The organism is Herbiconiux dendrobii, from assembly GCF_052048175.1.
Taxonomy (GTDB): domain Bacteria; phylum Actinomycetota; class Actinomycetes; order Actinomycetales; family Microbacteriaceae; genus Herbiconiux.
Window position 1 is genome coordinate 202,675 of the sequence record NZ_JBLZQV010000005.1, and the last position, 18,370, is coordinate 221,044.

General features: G+C 71.2%; 19 protein-coding genes and 1 tRNA gene. 10 read left to right on the forward strand and 10 right to left on the reverse strand.

The window, feature by feature from the left end; genetic code table 11:
• Window positions 1-36 precede the first annotated feature (36 nt).
• Entirely contained in the window at window positions 37-966 is a 930-nt protein-coding gene (locus ACN4JJ_RS16735; protein WP_440711031.1) for an endonuclease domain-containing protein, read from the forward strand.
• Between the two features lie 81 nt (window positions 967-1,047).
• Here ACN4JJ_RS16735 and ACN4JJ_RS16740 read toward each other — a convergent pair whose 3' ends face one another.
• Window positions 1,048-2,706: an arginine--tRNA ligase gene (locus ACN4JJ_RS16740; protein ID WP_440711032.1), complete on the reverse strand. Its 1,659-nt coding sequence runs from the start codon at window positions 2,704-2,706 to the stop codon at window positions 1,048-1,050.
• 51 nt (window positions 2,707-2,757) lie between these two features.
• Window positions 2,758-3,552, reverse strand: coding sequence for a transglutaminase-like domain-containing protein (locus ACN4JJ_RS16745; RefSeq protein ID WP_440711033.1), 795 nt, complete (start codon window positions 3,550-3,552; stop codon window positions 2,758-2,760).
• A gap of 80 nt (window positions 3,553-3,632) precedes the next feature.
• Between ACN4JJ_RS16745 and ACN4JJ_RS16750 the strand changes: the two genes are divergently transcribed.
• Together ACN4JJ_RS16750 and ACN4JJ_RS16755 are read left to right on the forward strand one after the other, a co-directional pair.
• A tRNA-Arg gene (locus tag ACN4JJ_RS16750) sits at window positions 3,633-3,705 on the forward strand.
• Between the two features lie 190 nt (window positions 3,706-3,895).
• Entirely contained in the window at window positions 3,896-4,108 is a 213-nt protein-coding gene (locus tag ACN4JJ_RS16755; protein WP_440711034.1) for a hypothetical protein, read from the forward strand.
• 4 nt (window positions 4,109-4,112) lie between these two features.
• Here ACN4JJ_RS16755 and ACN4JJ_RS16760 read toward each other — a convergent pair whose 3' ends face one another.
• The gene (locus ACN4JJ_RS16760) at window positions 4,113-5,408 is read right to left on the reverse strand and encodes a C40 family peptidase (protein WP_440711035.1); all 1,296 of its coding nucleotides are present in this window, start codon (window positions 5,406-5,408) and stop codon (window positions 4,113-4,115) included.
• A 200-nt stretch (window positions 5,409-5,608) separates the two neighbouring features.
• Complete coding sequence (locus ACN4JJ_RS16765) at window positions 5,609-6,340, reverse strand: gamma-glutamyl-gamma-aminobutyrate hydrolase family protein (protein ID WP_440711036.1); 732 nt, start codon at window positions 6,338-6,340, stop codon at window positions 5,609-5,611.
• 182 nt (window positions 6,341-6,522) lie between these two features.
• On the opposite strand from ACN4JJ_RS16765, the gene ACN4JJ_RS16770 reads away from it, so the two are divergent.
• From ACN4JJ_RS16770 to ACN4JJ_RS16790, 5 genes are all read left to right on the forward strand, one after another.
• A complete protein-coding gene (locus ACN4JJ_RS16770; RefSeq protein ID WP_440711037.1) occupies window positions 6,523-8,631 on the forward strand; it encodes a TPM domain-containing protein in 2,109 nt (702 codons plus the stop codon).
• 113 nt (window positions 8,632-8,744) lie between these two features.
• Complete coding sequence (locus ACN4JJ_RS16775; protein ID WP_440711038.1) at window positions 8,745-9,500, forward strand: PspA/IM30 family protein; 756 nt, start codon at window positions 8,745-8,747, stop codon at window positions 9,498-9,500.
• 9 nt (window positions 9,501-9,509) lie between these two features.
• On the forward strand, window positions 9,510-10,376 hold the full coding sequence (locus ACN4JJ_RS16780) for an arginase family protein (RefSeq protein WP_440711039.1): 867 nt from the start codon (window positions 9,510-9,512) through the stop codon (window positions 10,374-10,376).
• A gap of 82 nt (window positions 10,377-10,458) precedes the next feature.
• Window positions 10,459-11,907 (forward strand): dihydrolipoyl dehydrogenase family protein, encoded by a 1,449-nt coding sequence (locus ACN4JJ_RS16785; RefSeq protein ID WP_440711040.1) that lies wholly within the window; start codon window positions 10,459-10,461, stop codon window positions 11,905-11,907.
• Window positions 11,904-12,311 (forward strand): Fe-S oxidoreductase, encoded by a 408-nt coding sequence (locus ACN4JJ_RS16790; protein WP_440711041.1) that lies wholly within the window; start codon window positions 11,904-11,906, stop codon window positions 12,309-12,311. The genes ACN4JJ_RS16785 and ACN4JJ_RS16790 overlap by 4 nt, the downstream gene beginning before the upstream one ends.
• A 22-nt stretch (window positions 12,312-12,333) precedes the next feature.
• Here the strand turns inward: ACN4JJ_RS16790 and ACN4JJ_RS16795 are convergent, their stop codons facing one another.
• Together ACN4JJ_RS16795 and ACN4JJ_RS16800 are read right to left on the reverse strand one after the other, a co-directional pair.
• Window positions 12,334-12,708, reverse strand: coding sequence for an SIP domain-containing protein (locus ACN4JJ_RS16795; RefSeq protein ID WP_440711042.1), 375 nt, complete (start codon window positions 12,706-12,708; stop codon window positions 12,334-12,336).
• A gap of 72 nt (window positions 12,709-12,780) precedes the next feature.
• Window positions 12,781-14,208, reverse strand: a complete 1,428-nt coding sequence (locus ACN4JJ_RS16800; RefSeq protein WP_440711043.1) for an amidase — start codon at window positions 14,206-14,208, stop codon at window positions 12,781-12,783.
• Window positions 14,209-14,263: 55 nt separating this feature from the next.
• On the opposite strand from ACN4JJ_RS16800, the gene ACN4JJ_RS16805 reads away from it, so the two are divergent.
• Together ACN4JJ_RS16805 and ACN4JJ_RS16810 are read left to right on the forward strand one after the other, a co-directional pair.
• Window positions 14,264-15,286 (forward strand): AAA family ATPase, encoded by a 1,023-nt coding sequence (locus tag ACN4JJ_RS16805; RefSeq protein WP_440711044.1) that lies wholly within the window; start codon window positions 14,264-14,266, stop codon window positions 15,284-15,286.
• Between the two features lie 87 nt (window positions 15,287-15,373).
• On the forward strand, window positions 15,374-15,739 hold the full coding sequence (locus ACN4JJ_RS16810) for a DMT family transporter (RefSeq protein ID WP_440711045.1): 366 nt from the start codon (window positions 15,374-15,376) through the stop codon (window positions 15,737-15,739).
• A gap of 12 nt (window positions 15,740-15,751) precedes the next feature.
• Here ACN4JJ_RS16810 and ACN4JJ_RS16815 read toward each other — a convergent pair whose 3' ends face one another.
• The 4 genes from ACN4JJ_RS16815 to ACN4JJ_RS16830 are packed head-to-tail and all read right to left on the reverse strand — an operon-like array spanning window position 15,752 to window position 18,305.
• A complete protein-coding gene (locus ACN4JJ_RS16815) occupies window positions 15,752-16,342 on the reverse strand; it encodes a GNAT family N-acetyltransferase (RefSeq protein ID WP_440711046.1) in 591 nt (196 codons plus the stop codon).
• 10 nt (window positions 16,343-16,352) lie between these two features.
• Window positions 16,353-17,045, reverse strand: a complete 693-nt coding sequence (locus tag ACN4JJ_RS16820) for a uracil-DNA glycosylase (protein WP_440711047.1) — start codon at window positions 17,043-17,045, stop codon at window positions 16,353-16,355.
• Between the two features lie 16 nt (window positions 17,046-17,061).
• Window positions 17,062-17,787 (reverse strand): type 1 glutamine amidotransferase family protein, encoded by a 726-nt coding sequence (locus ACN4JJ_RS16825; protein WP_440711048.1) that lies wholly within the window; start codon window positions 17,785-17,787, stop codon window positions 17,062-17,064.
• A complete protein-coding gene (locus ACN4JJ_RS16830) occupies window positions 17,784-18,305 on the reverse strand; it encodes a phosphoribosyltransferase (protein ID WP_440711049.1) in 522 nt (173 codons plus the stop codon). The genes ACN4JJ_RS16825 and ACN4JJ_RS16830 overlap by 4 nt, the downstream gene beginning before the upstream one ends.
• Between the last annotated feature and the right edge of the window lie 65 nt (window positions 18,306-18,370).

The window sequence follows — 18,370 nt, forward strand, 5'->3', positions numbered from 1 at the left end:
TCTGCATCCGCTGACGGAATACCCCATTATCTGAGCATGCATCATGTTACAGAGCTGCTCGAGAACGAGGGCGGCATCGCGTCCACCGTCCAGCTGCAGATGCGGGGCGCGCGGATGGTCGACATCTCACGCGCCTTGCGCGCGGGCTCGATCGAGCGGATCCGAGTCGGCTGGGTCGCCCTTCCCGGCGCTCCCGCGAAGGTGATGCGCGCGGTTCGGGTGGGTGGCCGTCTGAGCTGCGTCTCGGTGCTGCTCGAGGAGAAGATCTGGTGCGCGCACGACCGGCGCCTGCACGTGCGGGTGGCTCCGGGCGCCCGCGGCCTGTCGGCGCCGCACGACCGTGCCGTGCCGCTCGGGAACCCCGAACGATGGGGCGTCGTGATCCACCGCTCGCACCGCGCCTATGGGCTGGATGAGCCGGAGGGCCCCGTCGACAGCTTCGAATGGTCGCTGCTGCACGCCATCGGCTGCCAGAGCAAGGGTGACGCCATCGTGACCCTCGATTCCGCTCTCAACAACAAGCGCATCTCCCGCACCGCGCTGGAGTTCCTGATGAGCGAGCTGCCGAGTTCGTACCGCAGGTACCTCGACCTGGTCGACGAGAGCGCTCAGTCCGGGCTGGAGACCAAGGCGCGACTCGGACTGCACCGCTTCAACATCCCGTACCGCAGCCAGGTCGAGATCGGTGATGCCGGATTCGTCGACCTTCTGGTCGGCGACCGGCTTGTGATCGAGCTCGACGGCCGCGAGTTCCACTCGAGCGACGAAGCGTACGAGGAGGACCGGCGGCGAGACCTCATCCTGCACGAGCTGGGCTACAAGGTGATCCGGCTCACGTACGACCAGGTCATGGACGAATGGGGGCGGGTCGTCGCGCTGATCCGCGAGCTCGTGGGGCGGCAGGAGCACCGCTGGTCGGCGGGACACAGGCGCGCGGGATTGGGCACCACGCACGATTTCGGTTAGCCGATGCAGAAATCCCGTGGACCGGCACCGTATAGGGCGTCGGTCCACGGTATTTCTGCATCCGCTGACGGAACGCGGAGGTTACATGCGGTCGGGGGCCGAGACTCCGATCAGGGCGAGGCCGTTGCGGATGACCTGGCCGGTGGCGTCGTTCAGCCAGAGGCGGGTGCCGTGCACGGGGGTGACGGGCTCGTCGCCGAGCGGCAGCACGCGGCAGGCGTCGTACCAGCGGTGGTAGTAGCCGGCGAGCTCCTCGAGGTAGCGGGCCACGCGGTGCGGCTCCCGCAGTTCGGCGGAGTGCGCCACGATCCGCGGGAACTCCTGCAGCGCGCCGAGCAGCGCAGTCTCGGTGGGGTGCACCAGCAGCGAGGGCTCGAAGTCGTCACGCGTGACCTCGGCGGCAGCCGCGTTGCGCGCCACCGAGCGGGTGCGGGCGTGCGCGTATTGCACGTAGAACACGGGGTTGTCGTTCGTGCGCGAACGCAGCTTCTCGCCGTCGAGCGCGAGCGGCGAGTCGGCCGGATACCGGGCCAGCCAGAAGCGCAGCGCGTCGGCGCCGATCCAGCTGAGCAGGTCGTCGAGCTCGATGATGTTGCCGGCGCGCTTGGACAGCTTCGCGCCGTTCAGGTTCACGAGCTGGCCGATCAGTACCGAGAGGCCGGTGTCGGGGTCGTCACCGGCGGCCGCAGCGAGGGCCTTCAGGCGCCCCACGTAGCCGTGGTGGTCGGCGCCGAGAAGGTAGATCTTCTCGGGGAAGCCGCGGTCCTTCTTCGAGAGGTAGTAGGCCGCGTCGGCGGCGAAGTACGTGACGATGCCGTTGCCGCGGGTGAGCACGCGGTCTTTGTCGTCGCCGAAGTCGGTGGTGCGCACCCACACGGCGTCGTCGGCCTCGAACACGTGGCCCTGGGCGCGCAGGCGCTCCTCCGCGTCGTCGATCGCCGTCTTGCCGGTGACGGCATCCGGAGCATGCAGCGTGCGCTCGGAGAAGAACACGTCGAAGTGCACGTGGAAGGTCTCGAGCGAGTGCTTGATCTCGGCCATCTGCAGGTCGTAAGCGGCGTCGCGCGCGATGGCGACCGCCTCGTCGTGCGGCTTCTCGAGCAGGTCGGGCACCTGGGCCAGCACCTGCTTCGCGAGCTCGCCGATGTAGGGGCCGGGGTAGCCCTTCTCGGGGGTCGGCTCGCCCTTGGCGGCCGCGAGCACCGAGAGGCCGAACATGTCCATCTGGCTGCCGGCGTCGTTGATGTAGTACTCGGTGCTGACCTCGGCTCCGGATGCCTTGAGCACCCGGGCGATCGAGTCGCCGAGCGCCGCCCAGCGGGTGTGGCCGATGTGCAGCGGGCCGGTGGGGTTGGCCGAGACGAACTCCATGTTGATGGTGTGGCCGGCGAGCACGGTGTTGTGGCCGTACGACTCCGCCGCCTCGAGGATGGTGCGCGCGATCGCGCCCGCCGCCGCCGTGTCGAGGGTGATGTTGATGAAGCCGGGGCCCGCCACGTCGACCGCGGCCACACCGTCGATCGCCTGGATCGACGGCACCAGCTCGAGCGCGAACTCGCGCGGGTTCGTGCCGAGCTTCTTGGCCAGCTTCATGGCGATGTTGGAGGCCCAGTCGCCGTGGTCGCGGTTGCGCGGGCGCTCGAGTGCCGCATCCGATTCGGTGATGGAGACGCCGTCGACGGTGGACAGGCGCTCGCTCACGATGGCGAACAGATGAGCGGAGAGGGCTTCAGGAGTCACGGCGTACGATCCTACCGCTCTCGCGCAGGCCGGGCCCTCCCGTGGTGCGCGTCAGCGCAGGGCGACCAGCTGCATCAGGTCGTCGGTGGGCAGGATGTCGGCGACCGCGGTGACCTCGAAGTGGTCAAGCACCAGGTTGCCGCCGTGGTTGGTGAGAAAGGCGGTGTCGGCGGCGTCGCGGCCCGTGGCGATGCGCACCAGACTGCTTCGGGGAGCGAGCGTCGTGGCGTCGACGACGTTCCAGGCGCCGTCGACGTAGGCCTCGGCCACGGCGTGGAAGTCCATCGGATACAGGCCGGGTGCGTACACCGACACCAGGCGGGCCGGCACGTCGAGCGCGCGCAGCAGCGCGATCACGAGGTGCGCGTAGTCGCGGCAGACGCCCTGACGCAGCAGCAGGGTCTGCACGGCGCCGTCCGTCGGCAGGCTCGACCCGGGCACGTACCGCAGCTCGGAGCCGACCCACGAGCTGACCGCCTCGAGCAGGGTGCGGCCGGTCAGGCCCCGGAACTCCCCCAGCGCCGTCGGCATCAGGGTGTCGGACTCGCAGTAGCGGCTCGGGCGCAGGTAGCGGATGAGGTCGACCTGCTCCACCGGCGCCGGCTCGGCCTGCCCGTCGACCACGGCCTCGTAGTTGGCCGTGAAGCTGCCGGCCGGCACCGCGAACCGGTGCAGGCGGGTGCCGTGCTGATCCAGCAGCTCGGTGGGCTCGATCGGCTCGCCGTCGATGGCGAACTCGATCCGTTCGCGCAGCAGCGGCACGTCCTGCGCGGTGGCGATGGAGAACACGACGGTGGTGCCGAGATCGACGGTGGCGTCGATGCGGACGGAGACGGATCGCTGCATGGTCAAATCCTGACACGCTCGGGCCGCATCCGATGACCGAAACGGCCCCGGCGGCCTGCTAACCTTGACGAGCACCCCGAGCCCCCATAGCTCAGGGGATAGAGCGTCTGCCTCCGGAGCAGAAGGCCGTAGGTTCAAATCCTACTGGGGGCACTGTGCCTATATCGCGCCGCCGCCATGTGCTTATATCGCGCCGCCGCCCCTGCGGCGCAACGGGCCATTCGGCCATCTCAGGTCTTCTCGGGGCCTATCGGCGGTAGGATGCCGCCACGCGGAGCACCCATCCGCGTCGGGCGCGGACGACCCCTCCGCGTCATCCGTCGATGAGGAAGGATCCGAGAGCATGGATGCCGTCGAGACCTACCGCAGCCACAACATGTGGCACAACCGGATGCAGGGCGAGGAGAGCGACCTCTCCAGCCACGTCATCCGCAGCCAGGCGATCGCCGAAGGCCGCACCTGGGCCAGAACCCGGCACTGCGACCACATCGTGAAGAACGCCGACGGCACCGTGGAATCGGTGACCGCCTACACCCCGGCACCCACCGAGGTGTGAGCGGCTAGACCAGCCGCACGAAGTAGTAGCTGCCCCACAGGTTGGTGGCGTGCGTCACGTAGCGTCCCCAGTCGGGCGAGTGGATGACGCCGCCGTTGCCGTCGTAGATGCCGATGTGCGCTCCGGGCCACACCACCAGGTCGCCGGCCTGAGCGTTCTGCGGCGAGACCTGCACGCCCATCCGGGCCTGCGCGCTCACGAGGCGGGGCAGCGAGATTCCGAACTGCCCGTACACGTACTGGGTGAGGCCGTCGCAGCCGAAGCTGTCGTTGGGGTCGGCACCCCAGCCGTAGGGGACGACGCCGACGAACTGCTCGGCGTAGGCCACCACGGCCTCGCCGCTGTAGCTCTGCGCGGGCGGCGAGACGTTGATGCCGCCACCGCCCCCACCGGACGAGCCCGATCCGGATCCGGAATCCGACCCGGATCCCGATCCCGACGAGCCCGAATCCGAGCCGCCCGACCCGCCGCTGGCCTCTTCGGCTGCGGCAGCGGCGGCTGCGGCCGCGGCCTCGGCGTCGGCGCGTGCCTTCTCCTCGGCGAGCTTGCGCTGCCGCTCGGCCTCGACGCCGGCGTTGTACTGCGCCTCGGTCGTGATGCTGTTCTGCGTCAGGGCCGCGAGCTGCACGGTGAGCTCGGCCTCGTGGTTCTGCTGCTCGATCAGCGCCGACTGCACCACTTTCTGGGCGTCGACGGCCGACTGCAGCGAGGCCGCAGCCGCGGCGGCGAGCGACTCCAGACCGTTCTTGGCGATCGCGGCCTGCTGGCTGAGCAGGTCGGAGGTGTTCGCATCCTGCTCGGCCTTCGCGAACACGTCCTGACTGGTCTCGCTGAGCTTGGACATCGTGCCGAGCTGGTAGAGCAGGTCGTCGCTGTCGCTGCCCGAGACCATCAGGTGCGAGGTGAGGTCGTTGCCGGCGCTGCGGGCGAACTGCGCGGCCAGGGCGGCGGCGCGCTTGTTCGAGGCCTCGGACTGCGCGGCGGCCTCCGTGGCCTGCGCGGCCAGCTCGTCGGACTTGCGGGTGCCCTCGGCCAGCGCGTTCTGCGCCGCCTGGTCGGCCGCCCAGGCCTGGTCGGCCACGGCCTGGGCCGCATCCACCTCGGCGGCGAGGCCGGAGATGAGGCCCTGGATGTCGTCGATCTTCGCGGCCGTGGCGTCGGTGCTGGCCTTGGCGGCGATGACGTCGTCCCACGAGGGGTAGTTCGTGGCGGAGGCGGGACTGGTGAGGAAGAGCGTCGACCCGAGGGCGACGGCACCCACGAGGGCGACGGCCGCGGCGAAGCGCTTCCTGGCCGGCACGACTGGAGCGGTGGCCCGCATGACTCCCCCGAACGATCGAGTGACGCGGCTCTGAATTCACATCAGTAACACACGCAACAGCAACAACATCGACCACATTAGCAACTCCCCGGCGTTTCTTACACACTTTTTCGTGCAGGCAGGCGTATAAGACACCCGTCGAGACGGGGATTCGAGGTGGGACGCTGTGAGCGCGCAGCTCAGGCCGCGAGAGCCCGCGCCGGCGCGAGGACGCCGAGAAGGCTCTCCAGCTGCCCGGCGATCGCCCCCGGGTCTTCGGGGTGCCACTGCACGCCGAGCACGGGGGCGTCGCGGTGTTCGATCGCCTCGACGAGACCGTCGGATGCCGTGGCCACGCCCTGCAGGGACGCCCCGAGCCGGTCGACGGCCTGGTGGTGGGCGCTGCGGGTGGTGGCGGTGTCGCCGAGCTGCGCGTGCAGGCGGCTGCCGCTCTCGATCCGCACCAGGTGGTCGGCCATCACGAACTCGATCGGCACGTCTTCGTGACGGTGGGAGGAGCGTTCGCCGAGGTCTTGGATGAGGGTACCGCCGAGGGCCACGTTGATGATCTGGTGGCCGCGGCACACGCCGAGCACCGGGGTACCGCGGTCGACGGCCCGCTGCACGAGCGCGATCTGCGCCTCGTCGGCGCGTTCGGCGTGCGCGCCCTCGCCGGCGTAGCCGCGGGCTGCACCGTAGAACTCCGGGGCGATGTCCTCGCCACCCAGCACGAGCAGGGCGGCGGACCGGTCGGCGGCGGCGAGGGTTCCGGTCGGTCCCGCCTCCTGCGCGGCGATCACGGCGACCTGCCAGCCCTCGGCCCGCGAGGCCGCGACCGCGCGCTGAAGCAGCAGAGAGGAGTACCGCTGGTACTCCGGCGCGTGCGGGCGCGCCTGCGTCACGACGACGATGCTCAGGCGGTCGGGTTCCATCCGCCCATCCTGCCCAGTGCGGCATCCGGATGCACGCCCTCCCGTAACCCGGTGCAACATAAGCCCCGTGCTCGATGCCATACGGGGAACCGGGTGGGCAACATCCGAGGCTCCCGGGAATCGTGGGGAGAACACCCAGTTTCGTAGACGTTCGCGGCGCGGCTCTCCTAGACTTCATCGCAATGAGACACCCGCACCGGACGCGCCGAGCGGCGCCCCTCCGAACCCTCGTCGCCACCGCCGTCGCCGCGATCGGCCTCGCCCTGCTGGCTCCGGCCGCTCCCGCCTTCGCCGGGGATCCGGTCGATCTGAACGGCCGCTACATCGTCGACGAGGCGGGCGTGCTCGGCTCGCAGCAGAGCGAGGTGCAGGATGCCATCGACACCCTCGCCACCGAGCACGGCGTCAACCTCTTCGTGGTGTACACCGACGCGTTCACGAACCCCTCCGACCGGCAGCAGTGGGCCACGGATGTCGCGAACCAGAACCAGTTCGGCACCAACGACGTGCTGCTCGCGGTGGCCGTCGACGATCGGGTCTACCAGCTCTCGGTGGATGCCGACTTCCCGCTGTCGGACGCCCAGCTGAGCAGCGTCGAGAACGACGACATCGTGCCGCAGCTGCGCGACAGCGACTGGGCGGGCGCCGCCGTCGCGGCCGCCGAGGGGCTGGGCGACGAACTCGGCGGAGGATCGTCGTCCTCCGAGGCGAGCGGCAGCGGCTTCGCCGTCTCGTCGTGGCTGATCGCGATCGTCATCATCCTGCTCGTGCTCGGCGGCCTCATCTTCTTCCTGGTGCGCCGGCGCAAGAAGCTCGACGCCCGCGCCACCGAGCAGGCCGCCGTGGCCGGGCCCACGCAGAAGGAGCTCGACCAGCAGGTCGGCGCCGTGCTGGTCGACCTCGACGACGCCGTCACCTCCAGCGACGAGGAGCTCGGCTTCGCCGTCGCCCAGTTCGGCACGGAGGCCACCAAGGGCTTCTCCGACACCCTGGCCACCGTGAAGGCCTCGCTCTCGCAGGCCTTCACCCTCAAGCAGAAGCTCGACGACGCCGTGCCCGACACCGCCGAGGAGCGCCGCAGCTGGTCGGAGCAGATCATCGCGATCTGCGACCAGGCCTCCGACGCCCTCGACGAGCAGCTCGCCGCCTTCACCGCCCTGCGCGACGTGGAGCGCGACCCGGCACCCGCACTGGAGACGGCGCGCGGCGAACTGGCCGCGATCGCCACCGGCGGCGCGGATGCGCGCGAGCGGCTGCTCCGGCTGAGCCAGGCCTACGACGCCCCCGCCCTCACGACCGTGAGCGGCAGCGCCGAGCAGATCGACCGGCTGCGGGTGTTCGCCGAGGCGCAGATCGCCGAGGCCGCCGCGGCGGTGACGGCTGGCGACACGGCCTCGGCCGCGCTGAAGATCCGCACGGCCCGCCAGGCGATCGCGCAGGCGCAGACGCTCACCACGGCGGTGGCCGGCCTGGAGACCGACCTGACCGCCGCCGGCACCGCCCTGGCCGCCGCGATCGCCGACGCCGAGCAAGACCTGGCCGACGTCGCGCGCCTGCAAGCCACCGCATCCGCCACCCCCGGCACCGTGAGCGACCCCGCGCTCACCTCGCTCTCCAGTGCGGTCGGCGTGGAGCTGCAGCGCGCCCGGTCGACCGGCGCCCGCGATCCGCTCAACGCCCGGCTCGCCCTGGAGAAGGCCGACGTGCCGCTGGACCAGGCCCTCGCCGCCGTGCGCGGTGAGCAGGAGCGGATCGCCCGGGTCACCGCCCAGCGCGACCGTGCCATCGCCGGCGCCCAGAGCGAGGTCGCCCAGGCAGCCGCCTACCTGCAGACCCGTCGCGGCGCGGTGGGTCCGGATGCCCGGACCCGGCTCTCCGAGGCCCAGCGACACCTCGACCAGGCGGTCGCCATCGCGATCGCCGATCCGGAGGGGTCGCTTCGCGAAGCAACCACGGCCTCGCAGCTCGCCTCCCGCGCCTCGGCCTCGGCCCAGCAGGACGTGTCGTGGGCGCAGTCGTCCGAGGGCGGCTACGGCGGCGGCTCGTCCTATGGCAACTCGGGCGGCGGCAGCGACTTCAACGGCGCGCTCCTCGGCGGCCTGCTCGGCAACCTCCTCGGCGGAGGCGGCGGGGGCGGCGGCTACAGCGGCGGCGGCTCCTCGTGGGGCGGCGGCTGGGGTGGCGGGAGCCGTGGCGGCGGCAGTCGCAGCAGCGGTTCCAGCAGCCGGCGTTCCAGTGGCGGCAGCCGCTCCAGCGGGGGCGGCCGTCGCGGAGGCGGAGGCCGATTCTGAGCGCTCATCCGCATCCCGCGGTTCACTAGACCCGCGGCCCGAACCACCATCGGCTCGGCAGCAGCCGGCCCTCCCGCAGTTCTCAGCACCATCCGCAACAGAAGGAGACCACGATGTCCAACAAGCAGTCGATCTTCGGGCGCATCGCCCAGCTGGCCAAGGCCAACATCAACGCCCTCATCGATCAGGCCGAAGACCCCCAGCTGATGATCGATCAGCTGGTGCGCGACTTCAGCTCGAACATCGCCGACGCCGAGAGCGCCATCGCCCAGACCATCGGCAACCTGCGCCTGCTCGAGGACGACCACCGCGAAGACGTGGCCGCGGCCGCCGACTGGGGCCGCAAGGCCCTTGCGGCGAGCACGAAGGGCGACGAGTTCCGCGCCGCCGGCAACACCGTCGACGCCGACAAGTTCGACGCCCTTGCCAAGGTGGCGCTCACCCGCCAGCTGCAGGCCGAGAAGGAGGCGAAGGACGCCGAGCCCTCGATCGCCTCGCAGACCGAGTCGGTCGAGAAGCTGAAGTCGGGCCTGGCCTCGATGAAGGAGAAGCTGAGCCAGCTGAAATCCAAGCGCGACAGCCTCGTCGCCCGCGCCAAGACCGCCGAGGCGCAGGGCCAGGTGCAGGATGCGCTGAAGAACATCAACGTGCTCGACCCTTCGAGCGACCTCGGCCGCTTCGAGGACAAGATCCGCCGCGAGGAGGCCCGCGTGCGCGGCCAGGAGGAGCTCAACGCCTCCAACCTCGACTCGCAGTTCGAGAGCCTGGACGACCTGGGCGAGCTCACCGAGGTCGAGGCGCGCCTGGCCGCCCTTAAGGCCGGTTCGGGTTCGGGATCGGCCCCGCAGGCCGTCACGAGCGGCGAGTAGGGCTCGTCCGTGCCCGCGCGCTTCGTCGTCGTCCCCGCCTGGCAGGGCTCGGGATCCAGCCGCGCCATGCGGCTGATCGACGGCGCCGAGGCGATCCGCGGCGACCTCCCGGCCGCGGCCACGACCGTGGTGGAGATTCCGGCGGGGGCCGGTGAAGCCCTGGAGACGGGGGTTCACCGGTTCTCGTCGATCGCCGCGATCGTGGAGGCGACGGATGCCGCACTCCGCGAGCTGAGCGCGGGCCCCGGGGGTTCGGCCGAGGGCGCCCCGGCGGCCGGCACCGTCCCGATCGTGATCGGCGGCGACTGCGGCGTGGAGTTCGCGGCCGTGCGGCACGCGCTCGCCGGCACCCCCGACACGGCCCTCGTGTGGTTCGACGCGCACGGCGATCTGAACACCCCCGAGAGCTCGCCGTCCGGAGCCTTCCACGGGATGGTGGTGCGCACCCTGCTCGGCGGCGGCCCCGCCGAGCTCGCGCCGGCCCCGGTGATCGAGCCCTCGCGGGTCGTCTTCGCCGGCACGCGCGCTCTGGACGACGCCGAGGCCGACTACCTGGACGCCGGTGGCCTCGCGGTGCTCTCCCCCGCCGAGCTGGCCGATCCGCAGGCCCTGGTCGACGCGGTGCGCGCCACCGGTGCCGGCTCCGTGTACCTGCACGTCGACCTCGACGTGCTCGACCCGAGCGAGATCGACGGCGTGGCCTTCCCCGAGCCGTTCGGGGTGACGACCGCGCAGCTGACCGCCGCCATCCGGGCGCTGCGGGAGCAGTTCCCGCTGGTCGGCGCCGGCATCACCGAGTTCGCCCCCTCGGCACCCGAGGCCTCGGTCGAGGACCTGCCCGCGATCCTGCGGATCGTGTCGGCCCTCGTGCGCTGAACCCGGCCGTGGCGGTGTCGGCGGATCGAGGCAGGATGAGAACAGCGGATGCCGCATCCGCCCGTCAGCAAGAGGAGCACGCATGACCACCGAATACGACCTCATCGTCATCGGCGCGGGAGCAGTGGGCGAGAACGTCGCCGACCGAGCCGTGCAGGGCGGACTCTCGACCGCGATCGTGGAGGCCGAACTCGTCGGCGGCGAGTGCTCCTACTGGGCCTGCATGCCGTCGAAGGCCCTGCTGCGGGCCGGCGAGGTGGTACGGGCCGCGCAGCACGTCGACGGCGCGAAGCAGGCCGTGACGGGCTCGATCGATCCCGCCGCGGTGTTCGCCCGGCGCGACTCCTTCACCAGCGACTGGGACGACTCGGGCCAGGCTGACTGGGTGGAGGGCGCGGGCATCGACCTCGTGCGCGGCCACGCCGTCTTCACGGGCGTGAAGCAGCTCACCGTCACCGCGTCCGACGGCACCGTGACCGAGCTGCGGGCTCGCCAGGGCATCGTCGTGTCGACCGGCTCGGTGGCGCTGCTGCCCGACATCCCCGGGCTCGCCGAGGCGAAGCCGTGGACCAGCCGCGAGGCCACCAGCGCCAAGAGCGCCCCGGCCCGGCTCACGGTCGTCGGCGGCGGGGTCGTCGCCTGCGAGCTGGCCACGGCCTACGCCTCGCTCGGCACGAAGGTCGTGCTCGTGTCGCGCGGAGGCCTGCTGGCCAACCAGGAGCCGTTCGCCGGCGAGCTCGTGGCGGATGCGCTGCGCGATCTCGGTGTGACGCTCAAGCTCGGCGCCTCCCCCTCCGAGGTGCGGCGCGACGACGCCGGCATCGTGCGCACAACATTGCAGGGCGGCGAGGTGATCGAGTCGGAGGAGATCCTGGTGGCCACCGGCCGGCTCCCCCGCACCGGCGACCTCGGCCTCGAGACGATCGGGCTGACACCCGGCGACTGGCTGACGACCGACGACACGCTGCTCGTGCTCGGCGACGACGGGCAGCCGCTCGAGGGCGAGTGGCTCTACGCCACGGGCGACGTGAACCACCGCGCGCTGCTCACCCACCAGGGCAAGTACCAGGCGCGCGCCGCCGGCGACGTCGTCGCCGCGCGCGCGACCGGCAAGCCGCTGGCGACGGGGCCGTGGGGCCGGCACGTGGCCACCGCCGATCACGAGGCGGTTCCGCAGGTCACGTTCACCGACCCGCAGGTGGCCTCCGTAGGTCTAACGGCGGCCGCGGCCGAGAAGGCGGGCTACCGCACGCGCGTGGTCGACTACGAGATCGGAAACGTGGCGGGGGCCAGCGTGCACACCGACGGCTACAAAGGCACGGCCCGGATGGTGGTCGACGAAGACCGCAAGGTGGTGCTCGGCGTCACCTTCGTGGGGCCCGACGTGCAGGAGCTCGTGCACTCGGCGACGGTCGCCGTGGTGGGCGAGGTGCCGCTGTCGCGGCTGTGGCACGCCGTTCCCTCGTACCCGACGATCAGCGAGGTCTGGCTGCGGCTGCTGGAGACCTACGGGCGGGACGACTCCGCTTGAGCGGGTCGGACCGCCCGGCCGGGCCGGACCGCATGGAGCGCGTGCGCCGCATCCTCTACGCTCCCCCGCTGGCGCGTGCCGGGTACCTGTACGCGACGGCGGTGGGGCTGACGCTCGGGGCGGTGCTCGGCACCGGCCGCATCCGCCGGGTCGACGGGCTCTTCGTCTGCACCGGCATGCCGAGCTGGGCATTCCGGCGCGGAGGCACCTGCGTGGGCGGGGTCTACCTCACCGATCGGAACGCGGATGCGCGGGTGCTGCGCCACGAGGGCGTGCATCGGCAGCAGTGGAAGACCTACGGGATGATGTTCCCGCTGCTCTACGCTCTCGCGGGCCAGGATCCGCTGCACAACCACTTCGAGATCGAGGCGGGGCTGCAGGACGGCAACTACGTGCGGCGCTGAGTCAGACTTGGACTAGGCCGCGTCAGCCCTGGACGACGTCGCGGGCGATCCACACGCACAGGTCGTCGCCGTCGATCTCGGCCACGCCGGTCGACATCTCGCCGATCCAGGCGCGAACCGCGCGGCCCACGGCCTGGCCGGGGGCGCAGGCGAGGCCGGTGCCCATCTCGCCGGTGCGGGTGTCGCGGGTGAGCCAGGTGACGGTCACGCGTTCGGGCGTGGCGATCGGATCGATGTCGGATGCCGACGGCACCTCCACGAAGACCTGACCCATCGCCCGCTCGCCGAGGGTGGCGACGATGGCGCGGATCTCGTCGAGATTCGACTCGGTGCCGGCGAGCAGCACGCGGCCGGCGGCCTGGGAGACGACGGTGGAGTCGGAAGCGATCACATACATTTGCCCTAAGTATAGGCATGCCTAACTAAGGATTGCCATACCTGCTTCGCTGTCGGGACTGGGGCTTTGCTGTCAGTACTGGGGCGGGTGGCGGGTGTCCCAGCGGAGGCGGCGTTCGAGCTGGCGGGCCAGGGAGAGCAGCGTGGCCTCGCCACCGGGTCGGCCGATCAGCTGGGCGCCCATCGGGAGCCCCGCAGCGGTCATGTGCACGGGGAGGGAGATGGCGGGCAGCCCGCTCACGTTCACGAAGGAGGTGAAGGGCGAGTACTGGCACTGCTGCTCGAAGTTCCGCTCGCCGTCGTCGGCGTCGTACCAGCCGATCGGGCGCGGGGTCTGCGCGAGGGTGGGCGTGAGCACGGCGTCGTAGCGGTCGAACTGGCGGATGATCGAGCGTTCGAACGCCGAGAGGGTGCCGAGCGCCGCCGCCAGGTCGGTGGCCGGGAGCGCGCGCCCCCGGTGCATCAGCCAGCGGGTCAGCGGCTCGAGCAGGTGCTCGTTCGTCGCGTCGGCGGGCAGCGAGCCGGCCCCCACCTGCCAGATCACGCGGAAGGCGTCGGGGTACTCCGGCGCCGCCTCGGGCGTGAACTCCTCGAGACCGTGCCCCAGGGCCACCAGGGCATCGCGGGCGACGGCCAGGGCATCCTGGGCCTCGGGTTCGACCCGGATGTCGTAGGCCGTTTCCCACGGCGACCAGGTGGTGAGCCCGATCTGGAAGCGCCCCTCGCCGCGGAGCGCCGCTCCGAGGAACGCCCCGTCGTCGTCGACGGGCGCCCGCAGCGTGAACGGATGCCGGATGCGGTCGCCGCGCCGGTCGATCATGCCGTCGAGCAGCATCGCCGCATCCGGCACCGACCGCGCCAGCGGCCCTGCCACCGGCAGCCCGGCCAGCGAGTCCACTCCGGACCCGGCCGGCACCAGACCACGCGACGGCTTGAGCCCGACCAGCCCGCACGCGGCGGCCGGGATGCGGATCGACCCGCCGCCGTCCGTTCCGGTCGCGAATGGCAGCAGTCCCGCCGCCACCGCCACCGCCGCGCCCCCGCTCGAGCCCCCGGGGCCGAGCGCGAGATCGTACGGGTCGCGCGCGGGCGGCGCCACCAGGTTCTCGCTGTAGCTCGCCAGCCCGAACTCGGGGGTCGCGGTCTTGCCGAGGCTCACCGTGCCGGCGGCGTCGAGCTGGCCGGGCAGCGCATCCGTCGTCTCGGGCACGAAGTGCTCGAACAGCCGCGAGCCGAACGTGGTGCGCACGCCCGCCCGGCGCGCGAGGTCTTTGTCGGCCGAGGCGAGGCCCCAGAGCGGTGCCGTGCGGTCCTCGGCCGCGTCGAGCATCCGCGCCCGTTCCCGGGCCGCCTCGGCGGTCACCGTGTGGAAGGCGCCGAGGTCGGGATCGAGCCGGTCGATGCGCTCGATGTAGTGGTCGACGGCCTCGAGCACGCCGAGTTCGCGGCGCTGGATGAGGCGGTACTGCTCGAGGGCGCTCAATTCGTGGATCTGCACCATGCCCTCGACGATACGCCCGCACCGAGGGCGTGCCCGGCTCCGTTACGATTCGAGGGTGATGACCGTCACCCCCTTCCGCCGCCGCGCTTCCCGGCGCCGCCGGATGATCGTGCAGGTGGTGATCGGCCTCGTCGCCGCCGCGATCCTGCTCGCCGGACTCACCTGGTACTCCGGTCACCGGGTGTGGGTCGACGACCAGATCTCGATCTGGACCCGCCCCGCCACCGTGGAGGCCACCTCGCTCGCCGACGCCACCGCGCTCAGCGACGAGGGGCGCTTCCTGTACCTCGCCTCCGCGCCCACCGTGCAGGGCCAGGAGGAGTTCCAGCGAAGCTGCGAGCTGCCCGAACTCGGCGGGCACGTGCTCGGATGCTACGACGGCAGGTCCATCTTCGTGCTCGATGTGCTCGACCAACGCCTCGCGGGTGTGCGCGAGGTGACGGCGGCCCACGAGATGCTGCACGCCGCCTTCGTGCGACTGAGCGACGACGAGCGGCGCACACTCGACCCGCTGCTGCGCGCCGAGTGGGAGAAGAAGCAGGCCGATCCGGTGTTCCTGGAGCGGATGGGCAGCTACGGCGAGCTCGAGGGCCGCTCGCTGCTGACCGAACTGCACTCGATCTTCGCCACCGAGGTGGCCGAGCTCGACCCGGCCCTGGAGGCGTACTACGGCCGCTACTTCACCGACCGCTCCGTGGTGGTGGGCCTGAACGCGGCCTACGAGGGCGTGCTGGCCGAGGTGAACGGCCAGGCCGAGCGCCTGGCCGCCGAGCTGACCGCGCTAGGCGACTCGCTGGACGCGCAATCCTCGGCCTTCCGGGCCGACTCCGAGACGCTGGCGGCCGACATCGGCGCCTACAACGCGGATGCGGAGGCCGGCATCGGCGGCTACTCCGAGCTCACCGAGCGCCGCGACGAGCTGCAGGCGCGATCGGACGAGCTGGACGCCCGCTACGACGGCCTCGAACCGCAGTACACGCACTACGACGAGCTGCGGGCCCAGCTCGAACAGCTCGACGCGCAGGCCGCCGAACTCGACCGCAGCCTGGACGGCACCCTGCCTCCGCCGCCATCCTGAACACGACGCCATCCTGAACACGACGCCGTCAGAGCACGACGCCGCCCTCACCACGACGAATCAGATCTGCACGACCAAGGAGAATCGATGGGATACCTGTACCTCGCCGTGGCGATCGTGGCCGAGGTGGTGGCCACGAGTTTTCTGCGCGTCGCCTCGGTGGAGGGCTCGCGCTGGTGGGCCTACCTGATCGTGGGCGCGGGCTACCTGCTCGCCTTCGTGATGCTGAGCCTCACGCTCTCGAACGGGGTGCCGCTCGGCATCGCCTACGCGGTCTGGGCCGGCGTCGGGGTGGTGCTGGTGGCCCTGGTCAGCTGGATCGCCTTCGGCGAGCTGCTCACCTGGCAGCAGTTGCTCGGGATGGCGCTCGTGGTGGGCGGCGTGGTGCTGATCGAGGCGGGCGGCGGCCATCGGGACGCGACGGATGCGGCGGCCGAAGCCCTGACCCACTAGGCCCGGCTCGCGCTACTTGAGCGACTTCTGCAGCAGCACCGTGCCGAGCCAGTGCCCGAACTTGAAGCCGACCCGGCCGAGCCGGCCGACCTCTTTGAAGCCGAAACCCTCGTGCAGCCTGATCGAGGCATCCGCACCCTGATCGGCGATGACCGCGAGGATCTCCTTGATGCCCGCCGCCTTGGAGCGCACGATCAGCTCGCCGAGCAAGGCCTTTCCGAGTCCCTTGCCCGTGGCCGCCGGGCCGAGGTAGATGGAGTTCTCGACGGTGCGGCGGTAGGCGGCCTTCTGCTTCCAGGCCGAGACGTAGGCGAAGCCGAGCAGCGTGCCGCCCGGTGACACCGCCACGAGGAACGGATAGTTGAGCTTCTTGGTCCAGGCGAACTTGTGCCGCCACTCCTTGAGCGTCATCGCGTCTTCGTCGAAGGTCACCACCGTGTTGGCCACGTAGTGGTTGTAGATCTCACGGATGTACGGAAGATCGGTCTCAACGGCATCGCGCAGCGAGTACTCGAACGGCACCTCCAGCGGAGGCTTCTCGGAGCTCATCGGCCGCAACGCGCGCGGCAGTGCCCGACGCGGCTGATACTCCTCTTCCAACACGGGGTTCAGCCTATTCGACGCGCCAGTCGATGGGGGGCGCGCCCTGGGATTCGAGGAGGGCGTTGGCTCGGCTGAAAGGCTTCGAGCCGAAGAAGCCGCGGCTGGCCGAGAGGGGGCTGGGGTGCGGGGAGGTGATGTGCGGCACGGTGCCCAGCAGGGGGATGAGGCCCGCGGCATCCTTCCCCCACAGGATCGCGACGAGCGGCGCGTCGCGCTCCGCGAGGACACGGATGGCGTGCTCGGTGACCGCCTCCCAGCCCTTGCCTCGGTGCGAGCCCGCGAGCCCGGGCTGGACCGTGAGCACGCGGTTCAGCAGCATGACGCCGTGGTCGCTCCAGGCCGAGAGGTCGCCGTGCGCCGCCGGCGGGATGCCGAGGTCGGAGGCCAGCTCCTTGTAGATGTTGCCGAGCGAGCGCGGCACGGGCCGCACGTCCCTCTCCACGGCGAACGACAGGCCGATCGGATGCCCCGGGGTCGGGTACGGATCCTGCCCCACGATGAGCACGCGCACCGACGCGAGCGGCGCGCGGAAGGCGCGGAGCACGTTCGGCCCAGCCGGCAGGTAGCCCCGACCGGCCGCGTTCTCGGCGCGCAGGAACTCCCCCATCGCCGCGATCCGTTCGCCGACCGGTTCGAGAGCGGCGGCCCACCCGGCATCGATCTGCCCGCTCGAGGCGAGCTCGGCGAGGGAGAGCCCCGGCACGGTCAGAGCGCCCGGGTCACGCGGCGCCGGCGGTGGAGACCCGCACGCTGCCGGAGTCGGGGGTGACCTTCCACACACTCCCCCGGCCGAGCACCCGCAACGGGCCCTCACCCACCACCAGGGCGGTGTGCTCGTCGATTGCGACTCCCCCGTCGACCAGGCCGGCCTCGGTGGCCGCGATCAGCCGCGACACCGAGCCCCACTGCGCCGCGTGCACGTCGACCGCGAGATCGATCAGGCCGATCCCCTGCGCCACCGTGAGCTGCTCGAGGTCTTCGGAGGCGTCTTCGGTGCCGATCTCGACCGTGTCGATCTTCCAGCCGCCCACGACCGCGTGCTCGGCCGCGATGGCCGCGCCGGCCGAGAAGCCGAGGTACGGGATGCCGGAGGCGACGAGCCGGCGGATCTCGCCGAATGAGGGCTCGAGCGACGTGCGGTAGGCCGGCGTGAGCCCGCCCCACACCACGATGCCGTCGACCTCGGCGAACGCGGCGGGCTGGATCGGCGCGTTCTCGGGCGAGAGCACCGGCACGGGAACGAACTTGGCGACCTGCTCGAAGGCGGTCACCAGCTCGGCGTACTTCTCGGGGGCGTCGCCGTCACGCACGAGCACGAGGGCCACGTGCGCGCCCTCGAGCTTGCCGGCGGCCTCGGCCTGCGCCGCGACCTCCTCGAAGAACGGCCGGTACACCGCGGCGTCGTCTTCGAGCGGCCAGCCGCCGCCGACCAGATGGATGCTCATTCGGCGCTCACGGGCGGGTGCGCCGACCAGGGGAAGACGATCCAGCGGTCGGTCGACTTCCAGTGGAAGTCGGGCTTGATCACCGAGCGGGGCTTGATGAACAGGGTGGCCGACTTGACCGTGATGTCGAGCTTCTCAAGGAGGTCGACCACGAGCGCCAGCGTGCGCCCGGAATCGGCCACGTCGTCGACCAGCAGCACGTTCTTGCCGATCAGCGGCTCGTTGTCCAGCAGCGGGGGCAGGATGATGGGCTCCGGCAGCGTCTCCTCGATGTCGGAGTAGAACTCCACGTTGAGGCTGCCGCAGCTCTTGACGCCGAGTGCGTAGGCGAGGGCGCCGCCCGGGATGAGGCCGCCGCGGGCGATGGCGATCACGAAGTCGGGCTCGAAGCCGCTCTCCACGATGTCGCGGGCGAGCGCGCGCGAGGCGTCGCCGAACTCGAGCCACCCCAGCACTTCTCTCTCGGGCGCGGACGCCGTCTCGGTGGTGGTCTCGGCGTCAGGGGCGGCGGAATTCATGCAGGCAACGCTACCGGAATCCGCGTGTCGCTCAGAATGCCGATCGTGCGGCTCGTCGAGCGGCT